At 53.6% G+C, this 18,583-nt stretch carries 20 protein-coding genes; 16 read left to right on the top strand and 4 right to left on the bottom strand.

Annotated features, from left to right (window positions below; all coding sequences use genetic code 11):
* The first annotated feature begins 696 nt into the window (after positions 1 to 696).
* Positions 697 to 1,500 carry a metal ABC transporter permease gene (locus HQN87_RS06640; RefSeq protein WP_173129617.1) on the top strand — a complete coding sequence of 268 codons (804 nt, stop codon included), beginning with the start codon at positions 697 to 699 and terminating at the stop codon, positions 1,498 to 1,500.
* Positions 1,501 to 1,606: 106 nt separating this feature from the next.
* The gene (locus HQN87_RS06635) at positions 1,607 to 2,320 is read left to right on the top strand and encodes a cytochrome c biogenesis CcdA family protein (RefSeq protein ID WP_173129615.1); all 714 of its coding nucleotides are present in this window, start codon (positions 1,607 to 1,609) and stop codon (positions 2,318 to 2,320) included.
* A 1-nt stretch (position 2,321) separates the two neighbouring features.
* Here the strand turns inward: HQN87_RS06635 and splB are convergent, their stop codons facing one another.
* A complete protein-coding gene (gene splB, locus HQN87_RS06630; RefSeq protein ID WP_173130160.1) occupies positions 2,322 to 3,398 on the bottom strand; it encodes a spore photoproduct lyase in 1,077 nt (358 codons plus the stop codon).
* Positions 3,399 to 3,591: 193 nt separating this feature from the next.
* On the opposite strand from splB, the gene mntR reads away from it, so the two are divergent.
* The 3 genes from mntR to HQN87_RS06615 all read left to right on the top strand — a co-directional run bounded on the left by mntR (position 3,592) and on the right by HQN87_RS06615 (position 6,943).
* Positions 3,592 to 4,017, top strand: a complete 426-nt coding sequence (gene mntR, locus HQN87_RS06625) for a transcriptional regulator MntR (RefSeq protein WP_042215975.1) — start codon at positions 3,592 to 3,594, stop codon at positions 4,015 to 4,017.
* Positions 4,018 to 4,193: 176 nt separating this feature from the next.
* The gene (locus HQN87_RS06620; RefSeq protein ID WP_173129613.1) at positions 4,194 to 5,870 is read left to right on the top strand and encodes a family 10 glycosylhydrolase; all 1,677 of its coding nucleotides are present in this window, start codon (positions 4,194 to 4,196) and stop codon (positions 5,868 to 5,870) included.
* Between the two features lie 92 nt (positions 5,871 to 5,962).
* Positions 5,963 to 6,943, top strand: coding sequence for a patatin-like phospholipase family protein (locus HQN87_RS06615; protein ID WP_173129611.1), 981 nt, complete (start codon positions 5,963 to 5,965; stop codon positions 6,941 to 6,943).
* Positions 6,944 to 7,009: 66 nt separating this feature from the next.
* On the opposite strand, the gene HQN87_RS06610 is transcribed toward HQN87_RS06615, so the two are convergent.
* Positions 7,010 to 7,348 (bottom strand): hypothetical protein, encoded by a 339-nt coding sequence (locus HQN87_RS06610; RefSeq protein WP_173129609.1) that lies wholly within the window; start codon positions 7,346 to 7,348, stop codon positions 7,010 to 7,012.
* A 7-nt stretch (positions 7,349 to 7,355) separates the two neighbouring features.
* The gene (locus HQN87_RS06605) at positions 7,356 to 8,309 is read right to left on the bottom strand and encodes a DUF1385 domain-containing protein (RefSeq protein WP_425517068.1); all 954 of its coding nucleotides are present in this window, start codon (positions 8,307 to 8,309) and stop codon (positions 7,356 to 7,358) included.
* A 206-nt stretch (positions 8,310 to 8,515) separates the two neighbouring features.
* Here HQN87_RS06605 and HQN87_RS06600 point away from each other — a divergent pair, with 206 nt between their 5' ends.
* The 4 genes from HQN87_RS06600 (at position 8,516) to HQN87_RS06585 (ending at position 12,187) form a co-directional block, all read left to right on the top strand.
* Positions 8,516 to 9,007, top strand: coding sequence for a YqhR family membrane protein (locus HQN87_RS06600; protein ID WP_173129605.1), 492 nt, complete (start codon positions 8,516 to 8,518; stop codon positions 9,005 to 9,007).
* 75 nt (positions 9,008 to 9,082) lie between these two features.
* A complete protein-coding gene (locus HQN87_RS06595) occupies positions 9,083 to 10,153 on the top strand; it encodes a M24 family metallopeptidase (protein WP_173129602.1) in 1,071 nt (356 codons plus the stop codon).
* A gap of 45 nt (positions 10,154 to 10,198) precedes the next feature.
* Positions 10,199 to 10,756 carry an elongation factor P gene (gene efp, locus HQN87_RS06590; RefSeq protein ID WP_173129598.1) on the top strand — a complete coding sequence of 186 codons (558 nt, stop codon included), beginning with the start codon at positions 10,199 to 10,201 and terminating at the stop codon, positions 10,754 to 10,756.
* Between the two features lie 177 nt (positions 10,757 to 10,933).
* Positions 10,934 to 12,187: an aspartate kinase gene (locus tag HQN87_RS06585; RefSeq protein ID WP_173129595.1), complete on the top strand. Its 1,254-nt coding sequence runs from the start codon at positions 10,934 to 10,936 to the stop codon at positions 12,185 to 12,187.
* A gap of 722 nt (positions 12,188 to 12,909) precedes the next feature.
* Here the strand turns inward: HQN87_RS06585 and HQN87_RS06580 are convergent.
* Complete coding sequence (locus HQN87_RS06580) at positions 12,910 to 13,776, bottom strand: YitT family protein (protein WP_173129592.1); 867 nt, start codon at positions 13,774 to 13,776, stop codon at positions 12,910 to 12,912.
* A 200-nt stretch (positions 13,777 to 13,976) separates the two neighbouring features.
* Here HQN87_RS06580 and HQN87_RS06575 point away from each other — a divergent pair, with 200 nt between their 5' ends.
* The 7 genes from HQN87_RS06575 to spoIIIAF all read left to right on the top strand — a co-directional run bounded on the left by HQN87_RS06575 (position 13,977) and on the right by spoIIIAF (position 18,574).
* Positions 13,977 to 14,240, top strand: coding sequence for a YqhV family protein (locus tag HQN87_RS06575; RefSeq protein ID WP_425516960.1), 264 nt, complete (start codon positions 13,977 to 13,979; stop codon positions 14,238 to 14,240).
* Positions 14,241 to 14,322: 82 nt separating this feature from the next.
* Entirely contained in the window at positions 14,323 to 15,333 is a 1,011-nt protein-coding gene (gene spoIIIAA, locus HQN87_RS06570) for a stage III sporulation protein AA (RefSeq protein ID WP_173129589.1), read from the top strand.
* Positions 15,326 to 15,844 (top strand): stage III sporulation protein SpoIIIAB, encoded by a 519-nt coding sequence (gene spoIIIAB, locus HQN87_RS06565; RefSeq protein ID WP_173129586.1) that lies wholly within the window; start codon positions 15,326 to 15,328, stop codon positions 15,842 to 15,844. The genes spoIIIAA and spoIIIAB overlap by 8 nt, the downstream gene beginning before the upstream one ends.
* A 13-nt stretch (positions 15,845 to 15,857) precedes the next feature.
* Entirely contained in the window at positions 15,858 to 16,061 is a 204-nt protein-coding gene (spoIIIAC, locus tag HQN87_RS06560) for a stage III sporulation protein AC (RefSeq protein WP_020426549.1), read from the top strand.
* A 9-nt stretch (positions 16,062 to 16,070) separates the two neighbouring features.
* Positions 16,071 to 16,460 carry a stage III sporulation protein AD gene (gene spoIIIAD, locus HQN87_RS06555; protein ID WP_173129583.1) on the top strand — a complete coding sequence of 130 codons (390 nt, stop codon included), beginning with the start codon at positions 16,071 to 16,073 and terminating at the stop codon, positions 16,458 to 16,460.
* A 47-nt stretch (positions 16,461 to 16,507) separates the two neighbouring features.
* Positions 16,508 to 17,773, top strand: a complete 1,266-nt coding sequence (spoIIIAE, locus tag HQN87_RS06550) for a stage III sporulation protein AE (protein ID WP_173129580.1) — start codon at positions 16,508 to 16,510, stop codon at positions 17,771 to 17,773.
* Between the two features lie 27 nt (positions 17,774 to 17,800).
* Positions 17,801 to 18,574, top strand: coding sequence for a stage III sporulation protein AF (gene spoIIIAF, locus HQN87_RS06545; RefSeq protein ID WP_173129577.1), 774 nt, complete (start codon positions 17,801 to 17,803; stop codon positions 18,572 to 18,574).
* The last annotated feature ends 9 nt before the right edge of the window (positions 18,575 to 18,583 follow it).

The raw sequence follows: 18,583 nt of genomic DNA, 5'->3' as shown, positions 1-18,583 counted from the left end.
TATCCGGAGGTGAGTTCGTTCAGTAACATCAGCTTCTCCTGCTCAGCGCTAGAACACAATTCGTTTGTATGGATGATGTTCGTTTGATCAATTTATACTAATGCGCTGTTCAGTTTTCTATGTTGCTTAAATTATACTTCTGTTGTATTTTGTACATTAGATTGTTTACTATGGCTGCCCAATTTGCAGTTCTATTGTATTTTGTACATTCGATTCTTTTGAAATGGCCTATATTTAAGCTTTTTGCCACTTTCAATTGCACAGAATACAATAGAATGGAATCTGATGGTTCAAAATCAAGAATCTATTGCACATTATGCAATAGACCTGCTCTAGCCGCTCATTTTATTATTATCTCTCAGGTCGTCCATTGTACAACATAGGACGACCTTGTATTCTTATTTGTTGACTTATTAATTTCCCTTAACCGTAGTTAGATCCCGCGATTTGTGAAGCGTATCCCGCAGGGAGGAAAAGCGTTCCTTTCACCACCGTCCCTAAACTGCGACAATCCCTCCTCCCACGCCAGTTGCACTTAACGGGTGTCCAGAGGGCAGAGCCCTTGGGGCCCTCCCTTGGCGAAGGGAGGGTTTGGGAGGGATCGAAAAAGGTTTGATAAAGCTTTCGCCTGAAAGGTTTCGCCCTGATAGGTTTTCAGCATTTGAATAGCTTTAATTGGAAAAGGAGAAAAACATCTTGGAAATCCTGTTTAGTGACTTTTTTCAGCGGGCGCTGGCCGGCGGGCTGATGATTGGGATTACGGCGCCGTTGATCGGCGTTTTTCTGGTGCTGCGGCGCCTGTCCATGATCGGAGATACGCTGGCACATGTGACGATCGCCGGGGTAGCGCTGGGCTTCCTGACCGGTTTTTATCCGCTGGGAGCGGGGCTGATCTTCGCTGTGGTGGCCTCGTTTGCGATTGAGAAGCTGCGCAAGGCTTATAAAAGCTACGCCGAGCTGTCCATTGCCATCATCATGTCGGGCGGGGTAGCGCTGGCTTCACTGTTCTTCACCCTGGGCAAAGGGTATAATGCAGATGTAATGAGTTATCTGTTCGGCAGCATTTATACGCTGAATAATATTGATCTTATCGTGGTGGGAATCGTGACGATTGCTGTAGTGGTGGTAGTTACACTATTCTTCAAAGAATTCTTCCTGCTTAGCTTCGAGGAGGATGCGGCCAGTGTCAGCGGACTTCCGGTGAAGCTGCTCAATATGCTGATTACGGTGCTGACCGCGCTGGTGATCAGTACGGCGATCAAGATTGTCGGCTCGCTGCTGGTATCTGCGCTTCTGACTATCCCTGTAGCCATCAGCCTGCTGCTGTCGCGGAGCTTCAAGTCTTCGGTTATCCTGTCTGTAGCGATTGCCGAGATTGCCGTGATCGGCGGGCTTGTAATCGCAGGCGTATGGAACCTGGCTCCGGGAGCGACGATTGTCCTGCTGCTGATTGCACTGCTGACCTTAACGCTGATCGGCAAAAAAGGGCTGCCTGCGTAAACCAAAAACCAAAATTGTACGTTTGGTAGGTTTGATTCAGCACAACTACATATCACAGCTACTGCTATACGAAGTGACCCCGAGTATGGAAGGAGAGATGCGCCCAGTGTCCAACCTGAATGCAGGAATCGCTTTTGCCGCCGGAGTGGCGTCATTCATATCACCGTGCTGTCTGCCGCTCTATCCTTCATATCTATCTTATATTACCGGATTATCGGTGCAGGAGCTGAAGAGCGGAAGCAACAGCAAAGAGGTCCGTCTCCGGACCCTCTCGCATACGCTGGCTTTCATCCTGGGCTTCTCGGCAGTGTTCTATACCCTTGGCTTCGGAGCCGGGCTGTTCGGCGAATTCTTCAATGAACAGCGGGATCTGATCCGCCAGTTGTCGGCAGTCTTAATCATTGTGATGGGGCTCTTCCTGCTGGGTGTGTTCCAGCCGCAGTTCCTGCTCAGGGAACGCAAGCTGGAGCTGAGATGGAAGCCTGCGGGATACCTGGGCTCCTTCATCTTCGGCATTGGATTCTCTGCGGGCTGGTCTCCATGTATCGGGCCGATCCTGACGGCAATTATCGCGTTATCCGCCAGTGATCCGGGAACGTGGTTTACCATGATTACGGCGTACAGTATCGGCTTTGCGCTGCCGTTCTTCGGACTGGCCTTTTTCCTGGGCGGCGCGCGGAAGATTCTGAAATACTCCAATCTGCTGATGAAGCTGGGCGGCGGGCTGATGGTGTTCATGGGCATTTTGCTGTTCACCGATCAGATGTTCCGCATTACGATATGGCTGCAGGGAATCACGCCGCGCTGGCTGATTTTCTAGCTTAAGTGAAATAATCAATGGCCGCTTCCGGAAAATGCTCAAAAATCCGCTCTGTGATGAATTCGCGCAGGGCGGTTTGCTGTTCGTCAGGGTAGACATATTTGTTCTGTCCCCATTTGCCCCATTTCTTCTTGCGCTTCTCGATGTCCATCTCCAGCTTCGACTTCGGATAACGTTTCTCGATCACCGTCTTCGCTGTTTTGGTGAACCGGTGCTGGATCATTTCAAAGGTCAAGCCGTTGCCTATTCCGGGCGGCAGGGCATGGGCCAGCTTCTCCAGGAGCTCCGCATAGCCTGCTTCCCAGCCGTCATGCCAGATAATAGGGGCGATGATGAAGCCCAGCGGATAACCGGCACGGGCGATTTGACCGGCGGCCTCAATCCGTTCCTCGAACCGTGAGGTGGCAGGCTCGAAGTTCTTGATGACATAATCGGCATTCACACTGAAGCGTACCCGGGTATGTCCGTTATGCTTCAGCTTAAGCAGGGGCTCGACATGCTGGTACTTGGTCACGAAGCGTAGCCGCCCGAGCGGCTCCTCCGCCATGAATTCAATTAATTCGGTCAGGGAGCCGGTAATATGCTCAAGCCCCAGCGGATCTGAGGTACAAGCGGCTTCAAATGTCGTGATTTCCGGGGAACGCTCTACGATATATTTTTTGGCCGCATCCATGATATCTCCGGTATTCACGTAGACACGGATGTAGGGCTTGGCTCCAAGCGTGGTCTGCAGATAACAGTAATGGCAGTGACCCATACAGCCTGTGGCAATTGGAATCGCGTAATCGGCAGACGGCTTCGACTGGTCAAAGGTCAAGGTTTTGCGCAGACCGACTACGAGCGTTCTTTTGGCGATTTTGTATTGCTCTACCTCGGTCTCGCCGGGCAGATTGGTGATCCGGTTATGCGAAGTCGTCATGCGGTAGGGGATATTGCGGGACTTGACCCATTCCATGATCCGCTCCCCTTTGGGATAGTTCAGGGCGTCAGGTTCAAAAAAAACTAGCTCCGGGATGAACAGGCCGGTAGGCTTGCGCTGTTTTTTGGCAGGAGGGTGTTCTGGAGTTATTATGGTCATCATTTCACGCTCCTTAGGGATGAGGATAGCCTTATTGTGCCGATCTGCAGGCGAATGGAATCCTGGTAAACATCGCTAAGCGCAGGTAAGTCCGAGCGGCAGGACTTGCCAAGGAGCGGCAGAAACATGTATCATTGTTAGAGCAAGGCCCGGTCCCACCGTTACGTTCATTATAGAAAAGAGGTAAGCCAGAATGCCAACACCCAGCATGGAGGATTATTTGGAGCGCATATATAAGCTCATCGACGAGAAGGGTTATGCGCGGGTCTCGGATATTGCCGAGGGACTGGAAGTCCATCCCTCCTCTGTGACCAAGATGATCCAAAAACTGGATAAGGACGAATATCTCATCTATGAGAAATATCGTGGGCTTGTCCTAACAAGCAAAGGGAAAAAAGTGGGGAAACGTCTTGTGGACCGCCATCAGCTGCTGGAGGAGTTCCTCGGGATTATCGGGGTACAGCAAGAGCATATTTATAAGGACGTTGAAGGCATTGAGCATCATTTGAGCTGGGATTCCATCACCCGGATCGAAACGCTGGTGGAGTATTTCCGCCGGGATGAAGCGCGTCTGCAGACCTTATACGATATTCACCATGAGATGGCCAGCGATTCGTAAATGTGGCTTTTTTTGTTTGATTAGCGCAACCTTTCCAGTTTTATTACGTCAAAACGGAGACCGTTCCTTTTTCATCAAGGAAGGATTCCGTTTACAAAAGAGCGGCCTTCTCCCTTATCCAAGGACGAGAGGGTCATTTTTTTGTTTACATATAACTTCAATACCTGGGAGGAATTATGAATTACCGTAAATGGATTGTGGGATTATTAGTGGTTATGCTATGTCTGCCTATGTGGACGCCTGGTGCGCGTGCGGCTTCCTTGCAGATTACCATTGAACTGGATGGAGAGACCCTGAACAGTGACGTACCGCCTTATATTACGCGTTCCAATGTAACGATGGTGCCGGCCGGAGTGATCAGCCAAGGACTTGGCGCCGGTGTGAAGTGGGATCAGGCCAGCAAGACAGCAACCATCAGTAAGGGAAATGATGTCCTGAAGCTGACCAGCGGGAGCAAGAGTGCTATCGTTAACGGGGCTTCGGTAAGTCTGGATACTTCCGTGCAGATTACGCAGGGCCGGGTAATGGTTCCGCTGCGGTTTGTCAGCGAGCAGCTTGGGCTGCAGGTGGTCTGGAACCAGGCTACGAAGCATATTGCTTTATATTCAAATATAGAAATCGGCGGACCGGCAACACCTTCAACACCGGCTGTTCCGACTGTACCTGCACCTACCGTGCCCACGCCTGTAGTGCCGATACCGACAGTGCCAACGCCAACGGTACCCTCCATTCCCGGGGCCAAAACCAGTAAGGCAATGAAGGGGGCCTGGGTGTCCACCGTGTATAATCTGGATTGGCCTTCAACGTCTTCTGCCAGCAATGCCGACAAGCAGAAGAGGGAATTCGACAGCTTGCTGGACAAGCTGAAGGCTGCCGGGTTCAATAGTGTGTTCGTGCAGGTCAGACCCTCCGGGGATGCGCTCTATCCTTCACAGATTGTTCCCTGGTCGAAGGTGCTTAGCGGCACACAGGGGAAGGAACCCGGCTACGATCCGTTACAGTATATGGTCAGCAGTGCCCACAGCCGGGGGATGCAGCTACACGCCTGGTTCAATCCGTTCCGGGCTACGACAGATGCCTCCACGAGCGGTCTTGCCCCTAACCATGTAGCCAAGCAGCATCCGGACTGGATCGTCAAAGCCGAGAACAAGCTGTACATCAATCCGGGGGTTCCGGAAGCGCGGCAGCATATCATTGACACCGTGATGGAAGTGGTCAGAGGGTATGATATTGACGGTGTGCATTTGGATGATTATTTCTATCCCTCCAACGTAGCCTTTGCTGATGAACCTGCATTCAAGGCTTATAATTCGCAAGGCATTGCAACCAAAGGAGACTGGCGGCGGGATAATATCAATCAGTTCATCCGACAGCTGGGGCAGGAGATTCATGCAGCGAAGCCGTCGGTATCCTATGGTGTCAGTCCGTTCGGGGTATGGCGCAATAAAAAGGCGGACAGCAGCGGCTCGGATACTACCGCGGGGGTGTCTGCTTACGATGACATGTATGCAGATGTGCGCACATGGATCAAGAGCGGCTGGATCGACTACGTCGCCCCGCAGGTCTATTGGAGTCTCTCTTTCAGTGCTGCTCGTTACGACAAGCTGGTAGACTGGTGGGTGAACGAAGTCACTGGAACGAACGTCAAGCTATACATCGGCCTGGCCTCCTACAAAGTAGGAGATACCAAGCAAACTGCGGAATGGCAGAGCGGGGAACAGATTATCAACCAGCTCAAGTATAATGAGAAGTACGATCAGGTTGCGGGCAGTATTCTGTTCCGGGCCAATGATATTGTAGTACGTAATCCTTATGGCCTGGCCGGTCTGCTCAGCTTTTATTTTAAGAATTAATAATGTGTAAGTTAAGCCATAATCTCATGTCATGAATAGTCCCCCGTGCTCATAGATAACAATACAATCTATGGAACGGGGGTTTGCCATGTATGGAGATTAACGCAGTTTTTGAAGGCGGAGGGGTCAAAGGGATTGCACTGGCAGGCGCGGTGGAAGCGACGGAACGGGCAGGGCGGACCTTTGGGCGGGTAGCGGGGACCTCTTCCGGCTCTATTATTGCCTCACTGCTGGCAGCGGGCTACAGCGGGGAGGCGATGAGCCGGATCATCCGGCAGACGCCGTTCACCTCCTTTCTGACGAGGGGGGCACTGTTCAATACAGCCTTCGTCGGACCGGCCTTGCGTGTGCTGCTGAAGAAGGGCCTGTACTCGGGTCAGGCGCTGGAATCGTGGATTCGCAATCTCCTGCGGGAGAAAGGGGTGGTTACCTTTCGTGACTTGCCGCGCGGCAAGCTGAGGGTAATCGCTTCAGATATTACAAGCGGGCGGATCGTTGTGCTGCCCGATGATCTGGAGCTGTACGGAATTGCACCGGACAGCTTCGAAGTAGCCAAAGCGGTGCGGATGAGCTGCAGCATTCCGTACTTCTTCGATCCCGTGATCCTGCGGCTGGCCGGGGAGGCGGCAAGGGGGAAATCTTTTACCGGGCAGATGATCTATATGGTAGACGGAGGGGTACTGAGTAACTTTCCGCTCTGGCTGTTCGAGGAGAAGAAGCACGGCTTCCCGTCTGCCAAGCACAGAACGCCTACGGTAGGCTACCAGCTGATCGGGAAGACGTCCCCGCAGCCGCATCAGATCACCGGGCCGTTCAGTATGCTGCAGGCGATGGTGGAGACGATGCTGTCTGCGCATGACGAGCGGTATATTGAGACGGATAAGTTCGTGCGTACCGTTAAAATTCCTACGCTGGGCATCTCCACCACCCAGTTCCGGCTCTCCCGGGAGCAGAGTGATGCACTGTATACCGCAGGCATTCTGGCGGGGGAAGACTTCTTCACCCATTGGCGGCCCGCATATCCTACATACATCCGGGAGCAATCCCGTCAGCTTACCTCTCCTAAGCGATAACCAAAAAGGCATCCCGCACGTGGTCTTAACCACGCGGAGATGCCTTTTGCAGCTTGTATTTAGCTTTCAGTGATATTTGGGAAGCTGGTCGTCATTCTTGCCCTTGCTGCCTTCAATCACCTGGAAGGGATAGCTTTTGCGCTTACTCGGTACGCCTTGGGTTTTGCGGATTCCGGCAACCTTGGACATCGTCTTGGCCGAAGGCTTGATCTTGGTGCGCGGCCGTCCGGGCCCGCCTCCCATTCTGCCGGGAGCCACCTTGTAGGCGTAATATAGCAGCGCCAGCAGGACGAGCGGGAAAATAAAGAAAGACAGGGCCGCAATGCCGCGTACCATCAGATCCACTACCAAACCCCATACTGCAAGAGCTGTTGTAATCCAAAAAATCAAAGCATGTCTGATCATTGGCCACTCATCCTTTCGCAGGATCCAAAATGCCGCCTGACACACTTGCCTCCGAATATCCTCTTGCTTCTATTGCGGCGTCCAGCTCCCGCATCCGGTTGAACGAGGCGATCGACACCTCAACCATATCGTCCTTGGGTTCCTTAGTAGTTAAGAGCTGAAGCCACAGTCCCGGATACCCGAGATACTTGAGGCCGGGAACATCTCTTACCGCATTCGTGCCCTTCAGAACCTCGAACGAGATTCCAATGACAACCGGCAGAAGGATGATCCGCTGCAGCACCCGTTCCATTAGACTATCCCATGGGACGACGGAGTAGATAATGACACCGAGGATAATGGTCAGCATCATGAAGCTGCTTCCGCAGCGGTAATGCAGACGGCTGTATTTCTGTACATTCTGTACGGTCAGTTCTTCGCCGGCTTCAAAAGCGCTGATTACCTTATGCTCAGCCCCATGATACTGGAAGAGCCGCTTGATCACCGGGGTCTGCGAGATCGCCCAGAGATACACCAGCAGGAGGATCAGCTTGATGCCGCCTTCCACAAGGTTGTGCAGAATATAGCTGTCAAATACATTCTTGAATAAAAAATCTTCGACGAATACCGGCACCAGGGTGAAGATCAGCTTGCCGAACAGGAATGAGAGAATACCCATCACGGCTACGCCGAAAATCATGCCAAGACTCCAGCCTTCGTCTTTCTTCTTCTCCTTGCCCTTGGCCTGCTGCTTCGCAAGCTCCTCCGGCTCCGTCTCATCCTCGGCATAGGATTCAGCCGAATAGTTCAGGTGCTTCGAGCCTTTGGCGCTGGAATCTATAATACTGACAATGCCGCGAAGCAGCGGAATCTTGCGCAGTCTAAGGACCCAGCTCTTGTCGCTCTTCGGCACCTCCAAAAATGTAATCTCCTGATTCTTCCGTCTTACGGCTGTTACGTTGATATGCTTGCCGCCGAACATGACGCCTTCAATGACGGCTTGGCCGCCGTAACTGGGAGTTTCCTGGGACAACCAATTCACCTTCCCGTATTTTGATATGATTTATATAATACATTGTAACTAATTTTTAACCACATTACTAGTTGGATTGCCTTTTGCTGTACATACTAGCTATAGAGAGCGGAGTGGAAACCGGGTTAACCCCATACCGAAAGTGAGGGAGCTCTATGAGTTCTTCAAGCAAGCAAAAGACAGTCCAGACGAATCCCTTTTATTTTTCCATTGAACTGGGTTATTTCGCCGGTTTGATCTGGGGAGGGGCGCACTGGCTGATGTATGTCCTGCATTTTACCAAGGTCATTCCGGGATTTTTGGCGGAGCCCTTTTTCAAGCATGATTTTTTGCTGACGCCTGCCGGGTATCTGCTCGGATATTTATTTTTTATCGCCTTCTCTGTCCTGTCGTCCCTGATCTACGTGCTTATATTCCGCAAGCTTAACGGGCCTTGGCCGGGGATGTTATACGGGATTCTCTGGTGGTCGGCCCTGTTCCTGGCCTGTTCCCGCTGGTTCCTGCTCCAGCCGCCGTTCAAGCTGCCGTGGACTACGGTGATCAGCGAATTCTGCCTCTTCCTGCTCTGGGGACTATTCATCGGATATACAGCGGCGATCGAGTACACGGACGAGCGCAAACGCGAGCAGCAGACCAAGCTGGCCTGAGCCTGCGAAAAAACTTCTCAGTTGGCCTGCCACTATGTTAAAATACAATGTGGCTATTTCGAGAGGAGAATGAAAATGGGCAACAAGCGCGTCTCCAAGCTGCGTAAGGTTTTGCAGGAACAGGGACTGGATGCGATGTTAATAACCAGCGGCTATAACCGCCGCTATTTGAGCGGATTCACCGGCTCCTCCGGTTATGTGCTGGTTACCGGGGATGACAGCTATCTGCTGACGGACTTCAGGTATATGACACAGGCATCGGAAGAAGTAACCGGACTCAAGGTTGTTCAGCACGAAGCGAAATTCATCGACACAGTACGTGAGCTGCTGCCGAAGGGCGGACAAGCCCGGGTGGGCTTCGAGCAGGATGATGTGACCTTCAGCGCGTACACTGCGTATGCCGAGGCTCTGCAGCCGGCTGTCATGGTGCCGTTGTCCAAGACTGTTGAGAACCTGCGCATGTTCAAGGACGAAGAAGAGCTGGCTGTGATGCAGCGGGCGGCCGATCTGGCTGACGCCACGTTCAGTCATATCCTGAATGTGATCAAGCCGGGCATGACTGAACGTGATGTCGATCTGGAAATGGAATTCTACATGCGTACGCATGGTGCGACTTCGTCTTCGTTCGATACGATTGTCGCCTCCGGCGAACGTTCGGCTATGCCGCATGGGGTTGCCAGCAGCAAGATTATCGGGAACAACGAATTCGTCACCTTCGATTTCGGTGCCCTGCTGGACGGCTATTGCTCGGATGTAACACGTACAATTGCTCTGGGATCACCGGACCCCAAGCTGAAGGAAATCTATGATGTTGTACTGGAAGCGCAGCTTCACGCGCTGGCGCATATCAAGCCCGGTATGACCGGCCGCGAATGCGATGCCCTGGCCCGGGATATCATCACCCGTTACGGGTATGGGGAGTATTTCGGCCACAGCACAGGCCATGGTCTCGGGATGGAAGTACATGAGTGGCCGCGGTTGTCCAAGCTGGCAGATGAAGTGCTGCAGCCGGGGATGGTCGTCACTGTGGAGCCGGGAATCTACCTCGCCGGCCTTGGCGGTGTGCGGATTGAAGATGATATCGTCATTACCGACAGCGGCATCGCGCTGCTGACTCATTCATCTAAGGATTATACGGTACTGTAAGACATTACTATTCAGTTAATTTATCAATTCCAGGAGGGATTTTTTGTGATTTCAGTTAATGATTTCAAGACAGGCTTGACCGTAGAAGTAGAAGGGGACATCTTCACCGTCCTGGATTTCCAGCATGTTAAGCCGGGTAAAGGCGCAGCCTTTGTCCGCTCCAAGCTGAAAAACCTGCGTAACGGCAATACGGTTGAGCGCACCTTCCGTGCCGGCGAGACCATTGGCCGCGCCATCATCGAGAACCGTGGTGTACAGTACCTGTATGCTAGCGGTGCGGAGCATGTGTTCATGGATAACGAAACCTATGACCAGTTCGAATTGACTGCCAAGCAGCTCGAATGGGAGCTTAACTTCCTTAGAGAGAACATGACAGTGAACATCGTCAGCTACCAGGGTGAGATCCTCGGGATTAACCTGCCTACAAGCGTGGAGCTGAAGGTGACTGAGACCGAACCGGGCGTTAAAGGCAACACGGCTCAAGGCGCAACCAAAGCCGCTACGCTGGAGACCGGTCATACGGTACATGTTCCACTTTTCATTAATGAAGGAGATGTTCTCCTGATTGATACCCGCGAAGGTAAATATATTTCCCGCGCGTAGGAGCTGATTTCCGCTCAGGGTTCCACAGGTTTCATCCGGCCTCCCCGCATTTTGCGGCGGAGGCATTTTATTTTGTGAAACCATTAACGCATGGTATGATTTTCGTATTATACTGTGTTAAAGCATTAACCAAAATATAAGCTACTACTTAGAGCGAAATAGGGAGTGAATGGAACTTTGTCACTTTATGTCATGAAATTCGGAGGCAGCTCCGTCGGCGACATTGAACGCATGAAGCGTGTTGCCGGGCGTATCGCAGCCAAGCAGGATGAAGGACACCGCTGCGTGGTGGTGGTATCCGCTATGGGGGATACGACAGATGAACTGATCGATCAGGCGAAACAGCTGAACGGGCAGCCTCCCGCACGGGAGATGGATATGCTGATGACTACGGGGGAACAGATCTCTGTAGCGCTTCTGTCTATCGCTCTTCACGGGCTGGGACGGAGTGCGGTCTCCTATACAGGCTGGCAGGCGGGGTTCCGTACCGATGAGACTCATGGCCGTGCGCGGATCAGCGAAATCGTTCCACGCCGTGTTCTGGAGTCGCTGGAGCGCGAACAGATTGTGATCGTTGCCGGCTTCCAGGGAATGACGCTGGATGGCGAGATCACTACGCTGGGCCGCGGAGGTTCGGATACCACAGCGGTAGCGCTGGCCGCAGCCATCAAAGCGGATGTCTGTGAAATCTATACCGATGTGGACGGCATCTATTCCACAGACCCGCGTATTGTGAAGACAGCGCGGAAGCTGAAGGAAATCTCGTATGACGAGATGCTGGAGCTGGCTAATCTCGGTGCAGCTGTGCTGCATCCGCGTGCCGTAGAATATGCCAAACGATATCAAGTGAAGCTGGTCGTCAGATCGAGCTTTAATCATAATGAAGGTACTGTTGTGAAGGAGGAAGCAAGCATGGAGCAGGGTGTGGTAGTAAGCGGAATAGCATATGACAAGAATGTGGCCCGGATCAGTATTCTCGGGGTACCGGATGTACCGGGTGTACTCGCCCAGGTATTCGGCAAGCTGGCCGATGAGGGTGTGGACGTTGATATTATCGTACAGAGCGGGGTGCAGAATGAGACTGCTGATTTCTCCTTTACTGTAGCGCTCAGTGATCTGGTGAAGGCCAAAGAGGTCATCGAAGGACTGCATAGCGCGCTGCCGTACCGTGAAGTAACTTCCGAGGACAGTCTGGTCAAGGTGTCGATTGTCGGCGCCGGTATGGTCAGTCATCCGGGGGTTGCCGCCAAGATGTTCGAGGTGATCTCGAATGAAGGGGTAAGCATCAAGATGGTCAGTACTTCCGAGATTAAGGTATCTTGTGTGATCGAATCCGGCAACCTGCAGCAGATTATTCAGGCGCTGCATACGGCGTATAATCTGGATACGGCAGAGCAGGCCTTCGTCGGAGGTCCGCAGGACCGCCGCTAAGCCGCTGAAGGGCTAGTCTACAGCATAACCATACATCAGGGATGTTCTCCGGCAGGAAGGCTGGAGGGCGTCCCTGTTTGGCTTCTGGCGGCGGGTGAGTCTAAACGGATTAGGAGCATGGGCCGGATATTTGCGAAAACCGAACACAATTGGACTGGGAGCGCCGGTAGGCCAAATGTAATCGGAAAACCGAACACAATTGGACCGGAAGCGCCGGGTAGGCCAAATGTAATTGAAAAACCGAACAAAATTGGACTGGACGCGCCGCATAGGCCGAATGTAATCGAAAAACCGAACACAATTGGACTGGGATCGCCGCGTAGGCCAAATGTAATCGAAAAATGTAATCGAATAAACCGAACACAATTGGATTGTGAGCGCCACGTAGGCGGAATGTAATCGGAAAACCGAACACAATTGGACTGGACGCGTCATGTAGGCCGAATGTAATCGGAAAACCGAACACAATTGGATTGGGAGCGCTGCGTAGGCCGAATGTAATCGAAAAACCGAACACAATTGGACTGTGAGCGCCACGTAGGCCGTGCGTTTATCGCAGGTTGTGCAAGAAGTATTTTCACAGAAAACCGAATACACTGTACCATCGTAAAATTAAAAAGAGTGCTGTTACCCGCTTCTGTGGGAGCAGCACTCTTTTATTTTGCCGCAGGATATGCCGCTTGCCGGGCGCTCCCGCGAACAGGCGGTAAGTTCGCTCCTTCTCAGCTCAGGCGTCTGAACCGGCCCATGATCTCAACCGTCTCCAGCACATTTACAAAAGACTTCGGATCGGTCTCAAGAATCGTCTTGCGCAGATCAGCCAGCTCGTAGCGCGTAGTTACGGTCATCAGCATGGTATTGCCCTCGTGGCTGTACCCGCCTTCGGCATTAACCACCGTGATGCCGTGAGGCAGACTGGTCAGACGGTTCAGCATCTTCTCCCGTTCCTTCGTGACAATGAAGCAGGTCAGCTTGATATGGCGGATGTGGATCATGTCCACCACCCGGCTTTTGACGAAGATACAGAGCATCGCGTACAGCGCGGAATCCCAGCTTTTGAAGAAGCCCAGGCATAGAATGACGACACCGTCCATTACGAACAGCACAGTCCCCATAGGAATATCCCGCTTGCGGGTAATGATAGAGCCGAGAATATCGAAGCCCCCGGAGGAGCCCCCCGCCCGCAGCGAGAAGCCTACCCCGCCCGCAATAATCACCCCGCCGAATATACTGGCCAGAATCGGGTCCTTGGTCAGCTTCACCGCAGGAATGAGGTTCAGGAACCAGGTGGTGGAGAGGACGGACAGCATGCTATAGCAGATGTATTTCTTCCCCACAGCAACGAACCCCCAGACCAGGATGGGCAGGTTAATGGCGAAATAATACAGCGAGATAAACTTTGGATGTGTCACATAACCGATGATAGAGGCCGTTCCCGCTACACCGCCGCTAAGCAGCTGATGCGGAATGAGGAACAGGCGAAGCCCCGCCGCTACCAGGAAGGCTGAAAATAGGATAATGGCTACTTCTTTTACCTGTCTGACTATGGTTCCTGATACAAGCGGTACTACTAAATTACGAACTTGCATGACTGTGCTCCCCTTCTTTGCCCTAATATAAGAAAAATTAATTTTATCATACCGATGATATTTTTTTATAGCGTATAGGACTATGATTTCTTTCACACTCCCGGAAATATGTGCTAGTGTCCATCATTTCTTCTTGTCTAAAGCAGCCTGCCGCCGCATATCCATGGATAACATAGATTTGAACAAAGGAGTGGGGAAATGTGGACAAGTATGTAAGCTGGATGGCGGTGTTGCGGCTGCTGTCGGGCAGCGTGGAGATTGCGGCTGCCATAATTATGCTGAAGCTGAACCAGGTGGATAAGGCGCTCGCCGTCAATTCCGGGCTGGCGCTGGTCGGACCGACAATTCTCGTTCTGACCACGGCAATCGGGCTTACAGGGATGGCAGAGCAGTTGTCATGGGGCAAGCTGGGCTGGATCGGCTGCGGGGTGGCTTTTCTCTTAATCGGAATTCTGAAGAAATGATAGATGATAGTCATAAACTACAAGTACAAGCATAAATATGGAATAAAGCTATTTAGTAGAGGACAGCTTGGGGGTACCTGGTATGGCTAATGATTGGCTTCTGTTGTTTCCCGAGAGAGTAAGAGCACTGCTCGGCGGCCTCCCCGTTGCGCTCTTGGACAAGGTGGAGGAGATTCGTGTCCGTGAGGGACGGCCGCTTGAGATTAACTATTCCGGCAAATATCATTTTGTAGGCGCTGGCGGCCGTCTGACCCTGCTTCCCGGTGAGGCGTACAAGCCCGACCGGGAGGATTCGCACCGCTTGCTGGACCTCATCAGCAATCATTCACTCTATACGATGGAAGAGGAGCTGCGCAAAGGCTTCATCACCATCCCCGGCGGGCACCGGATCGGCCTCTCCGGCCGGACGGTCCTAAGCGGAGGCGGGGTTGAGCATCTGCGCGATATTACCGGCTTCAATGTGCGGATTGCCCGTGAGGTGCACGGCATTGCCGACGGAGTGCTGCCGTATCTGCTGGACCGGGGGCGGCAGCGGGTCATGCATACGCTGATCCTGTCCCCGCCGCAGCATGGCAAGACAACGCTGCTGCGTGACCTGGCCAGGCAGCTCTCGGCCGGAGGGCGGGGCGGCCGCGAGGGCAGCCGTCCGGGGCTGAAGGTCGGCATCGTCGATGAACGCTCTGAGATTGCCGGCAGCCGCCGGGGAATTCCCGCCTTCGATGTCGGGCCGCGTACGGATATTCTGGATGGCTGCCCTAAGGCGGAAGGCATGATGATGATGATCCGCTCGCTGTCGCCCGACGTGCTGATTGCCGATGAGATCGGCCGCATGGAGGATGCAGAAGCGGTAACAGAGGCGCTGCATGCGGGAATCTCGGTGGTCGCTTCCGCGCATGGCAAGGATGTGTCCGAGCTGGCCCGGCGGCCCGGGCTAGGCGGGCTGCTGGAGCACCGCATGTTCGAGCGGTATGTGATTCTGCACCGCGCAGAGTCGGGCTTGTCCTTCCGCATTCTGGACGCCCAGAAGCGGGCGCTGCTGCTGACGCCGGAAGACCGGGCGGAGCCGGTGAGCGGAGGTGACCGCCATGCTTAAGCTGCTTGGTGCAGTACTCATCGTACTGGCCGGTACGCTGGCCGGCTTCAAGCGGGCAGCCCAGTATGCCGACCGGCCCCGGCACATCAGAGCCTTGATTGCAGCGCTGCAGCGGCTGGAGACCGAGATCCAGTATGGATACACGCCGCTGCCGGAGGCGCTGCGCCGGATCGGGACGCAGACGAAGGAGCCGCTGAAGGCCTTCTTCCTCATGGCAGCGGCGGAGATGAGTCCTCCGCAGAACTGCACTGCCGAAGAAGCTATCCGGCGGTCTATGGAAGCCCACTGGAGCAGCGCATCGCTGAAAGGAACGGAGAAGGAGATCGTCCGGCAGCTAAGCTGCACGCTCGGAACCAGTGACCGGTCCAACCAGAGTACGCATATTGCACTGGCTTTACAGCAATTGAAGCAGGAGGAGACAGCGGCCAGAGAAGATCAGGGCAAATATGAGAAAGTGAGTAAAAGCCTGGGTCTGCTGCTTGGAGCATTGATCGTCATTTTGATCTTTTAGCGAGGTGCCAGGAATGAATATTGAAGTCAACGCGATCTTTCAGATTGCCGGCATCGGCATCATTATCGCCATGATCCACACGGTGCTTAAGCAGATGGGCAAAGAGGATATCGCCCACTGGGTAACGATTGTCGGTTTTATTATCGTGCTGTTTATGGTCATCCGGATGCTGGACGGACTGCTTCAGGAAATCAAAACGATTTTTCTTTTTCAATAGGCTGACGTTATGGAAATCATTCAAATCGTGGGAATTGGCATCTTGTCGACCGTCCTCATCCTCGTACTGAAGGAACAAAAGCCGATATTCGCCTTCCTGCTCGCTACGGCGGCAGGCATCCTGATCTTCCTGTTCCTGATCGGCAAGATCGGAATGATTCTCGGTACGCTGGAGCGGGTCGCGGAATCCTCCGGGATGGAAATGATCCACATCAAAACCGTGTTCAAGATCATCGGCATTTCATATATTGCGGAGTTCGGGGCACAGATCGTACGGGATGCCGGGCAGGAATCCATTGCCTCGAAGATAGAGCTGGCCGGGAAAGTACTGATTATGGTGCTGGCCGTGCCGATTATCAGCATCATTATCGAAACGGTGATGAAGCTGCTGCCGGCCTGAAGCAGAGGAGAAACCGGACAAGTTGGAGGGAAACGGAGGTGAGGGGAATGCAGGAGCACAGTGTTTTTCGTCCGCCCAAAGGTTACAGGCTGCTCTTGCTTCTGCCGTGTCTTGTGCTGGCGCTTCTGCTGCTGCTGTGCGGAAACACCGCCAGCGCCTCAAGCGCCGCTCCGGCTCCGGCAGCCCCGTCCTCAGGCGACAGCGGAGGCTCACCGTCCCCTGTGGACCAGTGGGTAAGGCAGCAGGCCGAGAATCTGCCGAAGGATAAGGTGGAGTCTTACTGGGATCAGCTGATGAAGGATTACGGGGGATTTTTCCCCGAAGGCCGGACCCCGTCCCTGATGGATATGCTGCTGCCGGGAGATGAGGGCTTAAGCTTCAAAAGCGTATTGTCAGGCCTGACCAACTTCATGTGGCACGAGGTGCTCTACAACGGCAAGCTGCTGGTCACGATTGTGATGATCAGTGTGCTGAGCATGATTCTGGAGACGCTTCAGACCGCTTTTGAACGGAAATCAGTCAGCAGGATCGCTTATATGCTCTGTTACATGGTTGTGCTGGTCATCGCTGTCAACAGCTTCAACATCGCCATCGGCTACGCCAAGGATGCCATCGACCGGATGATCGACTTCATGATGGCCATGATTCCGCTGCTGTTCGCGCTTCTGGCTTCGATGGGCAACATCGTCACGGTGTCGGTAACCCATCCGCTGATCGTGTTCATGATTCATACCGTAGGCACACTTATTCATACCCTGGTCTTCCCGCTGCTGTTCTTCTCGGCGGTGCTGCATCTGGTGAGCGCAATGTCGGAGAAGTACAAGCTGACCCATCTCGCCAACCTGCTGCGCAATATCGGGGCCGGATTGCTTGGAGTGCTGCTTACGGTCTTCCTCGGCGTGATCTCGGTCAGAGGGATTACAAGCTCGGTAACCGACGGGGTGACCATTCGCGCCGCCAAATATATTACAGGCAATTTCGTACCGGTAATCGGCAAAATGTTCGCGGACGCGACAGACACGGTGATCTCGGCCTCGCTGCTGGTGAAGAACGCCATCGGGCTCTCGGGAGTGATTATTATCCTCTTCCTCTGCGCTTTTCCGGCGATCAAAATCCTGATTCTCGCCCTGATCTACAATCTGGCCGCCGCCGTGATGCAGCCGCTGGGCGAGACGCCGATTGTAATCTGCCTGCAGACGATCGGCAAAAGCATGATATACGTCTTCGCTGCGCTGGCTGCGGTGTCACTGATGTTCTTCCTGGCCGTCACCATTATGCTGACTGCGGGCAATGTGACCGTCATGATGCGGTAGAAACTCACATTTCAAGGGAGGTGCGCCATGTCCTGGCTCAGCAGCTGGCTTCATGAGCTGATTCTGGTAGTGCTGATGGCTGCATTTGTGGAGATGCTGCTGCCCAGCAAATCCATGGAACGCTACGCCCGACTGGTCCTTAGTCTGCTGGTGCTGCTGACGATGCTCAGCCCGCTTGTCTCTCTGCTGAAGGGGGATGCCAGCAAGGAGCTCAGCGTGGCAATGCAGCAGCAGGAGAGAAGCGGGGGACTCTTATCCGGGGAAGATGATGGCGCAGACTCGCTGGAGAAGATTCTGGCGGACGGACGGATGCTTGCCGCCGGAGCACAGGATCAGAGCCTGAAGCTGGCTGCCGAAGAGATTGCCGGCCAGATGCGTGACCAGATTGCCGGCAGTACCGGCATCGGCGGGGTGAAGGTTACGGTTGCCCTCGCTATGGGGCCGAATCCAAGTGCTCCGCTCGGCAAGGATGTGCCGCTGATCTCCTCGGTCACGGTAGCTCTTCCGGCAGCGGAGAGCGGCGCTCAGAGCGCTGTCCCGGGCTCTGGTGCCGCTGCCCTTCCATCAGGCCGTCCGATACAGATTAACCCTGTCCAGCCGGTCCAGGTCAGCCTGGAGGACGGCAGCGGGGATGGCGAAGCTCAGGGAGCGGCCCCGGGGGTTGCAGAACCGGCAGATCCGGCGGCTTCAGCCGCAGGGACGGAAGCAGGAACCATTATCGAGCTGCTGGAGAAGAACTGGAACCTGGACCCCGATCTGATCAAGGTACAGAGCACCGGGTCCGATACTGTGAAATCATAAGAGAAGGAG

Origin of the sequence: Paenibacillus tritici, from assembly GCF_013204885.1 — a bacterium.
Classification (GTDB): domain Bacteria; phylum Bacillota; class Bacilli; order Paenibacillales; family Paenibacillaceae; genus Paenibacillus_AQ; species Paenibacillus_AQ tritici.
The sequence above is the reverse complement of the archived record's forward strand: the minus strand, read 5'-3'. Positions and strand labels throughout refer to the sequence as shown.

Bases quoted from the DNA above. Each gene is read 5' to 3' on its own strand.
- spoIIIAB (WP_173129586.1), top strand. From the start codon at position 15,326: ATGCTTAAGCTGCTTGGTGCAGTACTCATCGTACTGGCCGGTACGCTG.
- HQN87_RS06610 (WP_173129609.1), bottom strand. From the start codon at position 7,348: ATGATCAGACATGCTTTGATTTTTTGGATTACAACAGCTCTTGCAGTA.
- mntR (WP_042215975.1), top strand. From the start codon at position 3,592: ATGCCAACACCCAGCATGGAGGATTATTTGGAGCGCATATATAAGCTC.
- HQN87_RS06580 (WP_173129592.1), bottom strand. From the start codon at position 13,776: ATGCAAGTTCGTAATTTAGTAGTACCGCTTGTATCAGGAACCATAGTC.
- spoIIIAC (WP_020426549.1), top strand. From the start codon at position 15,858: ATGAATATTGAAGTCAACGCGATCTTTCAGATTGCCGGCATCGGCATC.
- HQN87_RS06620 (WP_173129613.1), top strand. From the start codon at position 4,194: ATGAATTACCGTAAATGGATTGTGGGATTATTAGTGGTTATGCTATGT.
- spoIIIAF (WP_173129577.1), top strand. From the start codon at position 17,801: ATGTCCTGGCTCAGCAGCTGGCTTCATGAGCTGATTCTGGTAGTGCTG.
- HQN87_RS06605 (WP_425517068.1), bottom strand. From the start codon at position 8,309: ATGTTCGGCGGCAAGCATATCAACGTAACAGCCGTAAGACGGAAGAAT.
- spoIIIAA (WP_173129589.1), top strand. From the start codon at position 14,323: ATGGCTAATGATTGGCTTCTGTTGTTTCCCGAGAGAGTAAGAGCACTG.
- splB (WP_173130160.1), bottom strand. From the start codon at position 3,398: ATGACCATAATAACTCCAGAACACCCTCCTGCCAAAAAACAGCGCAAG.
- HQN87_RS06595 (WP_173129602.1), top strand. From the start codon at position 9,083: ATGGGCAACAAGCGCGTCTCCAAGCTGCGTAAGGTTTTGCAGGAACAG.
- HQN87_RS06615 (WP_173129611.1), top strand. From the start codon at position 5,963: ATGGAGATTAACGCAGTTTTTGAAGGCGGAGGGGTCAAAGGGATTGCA.
- spoIIIAD (WP_173129583.1), top strand. From the start codon at position 16,071: ATGGAAATCATTCAAATCGTGGGAATTGGCATCTTGTCGACCGTCCTC.
- HQN87_RS06600 (WP_173129605.1), top strand. From the start codon at position 8,516: ATGAGTTCTTCAAGCAAGCAAAAGACAGTCCAGACGAATCCCTTTTAT.
- spoIIIAE (WP_173129580.1), top strand. From the start codon at position 16,508: ATGCAGGAGCACAGTGTTTTTCGTCCGCCCAAAGGTTACAGGCTGCTC.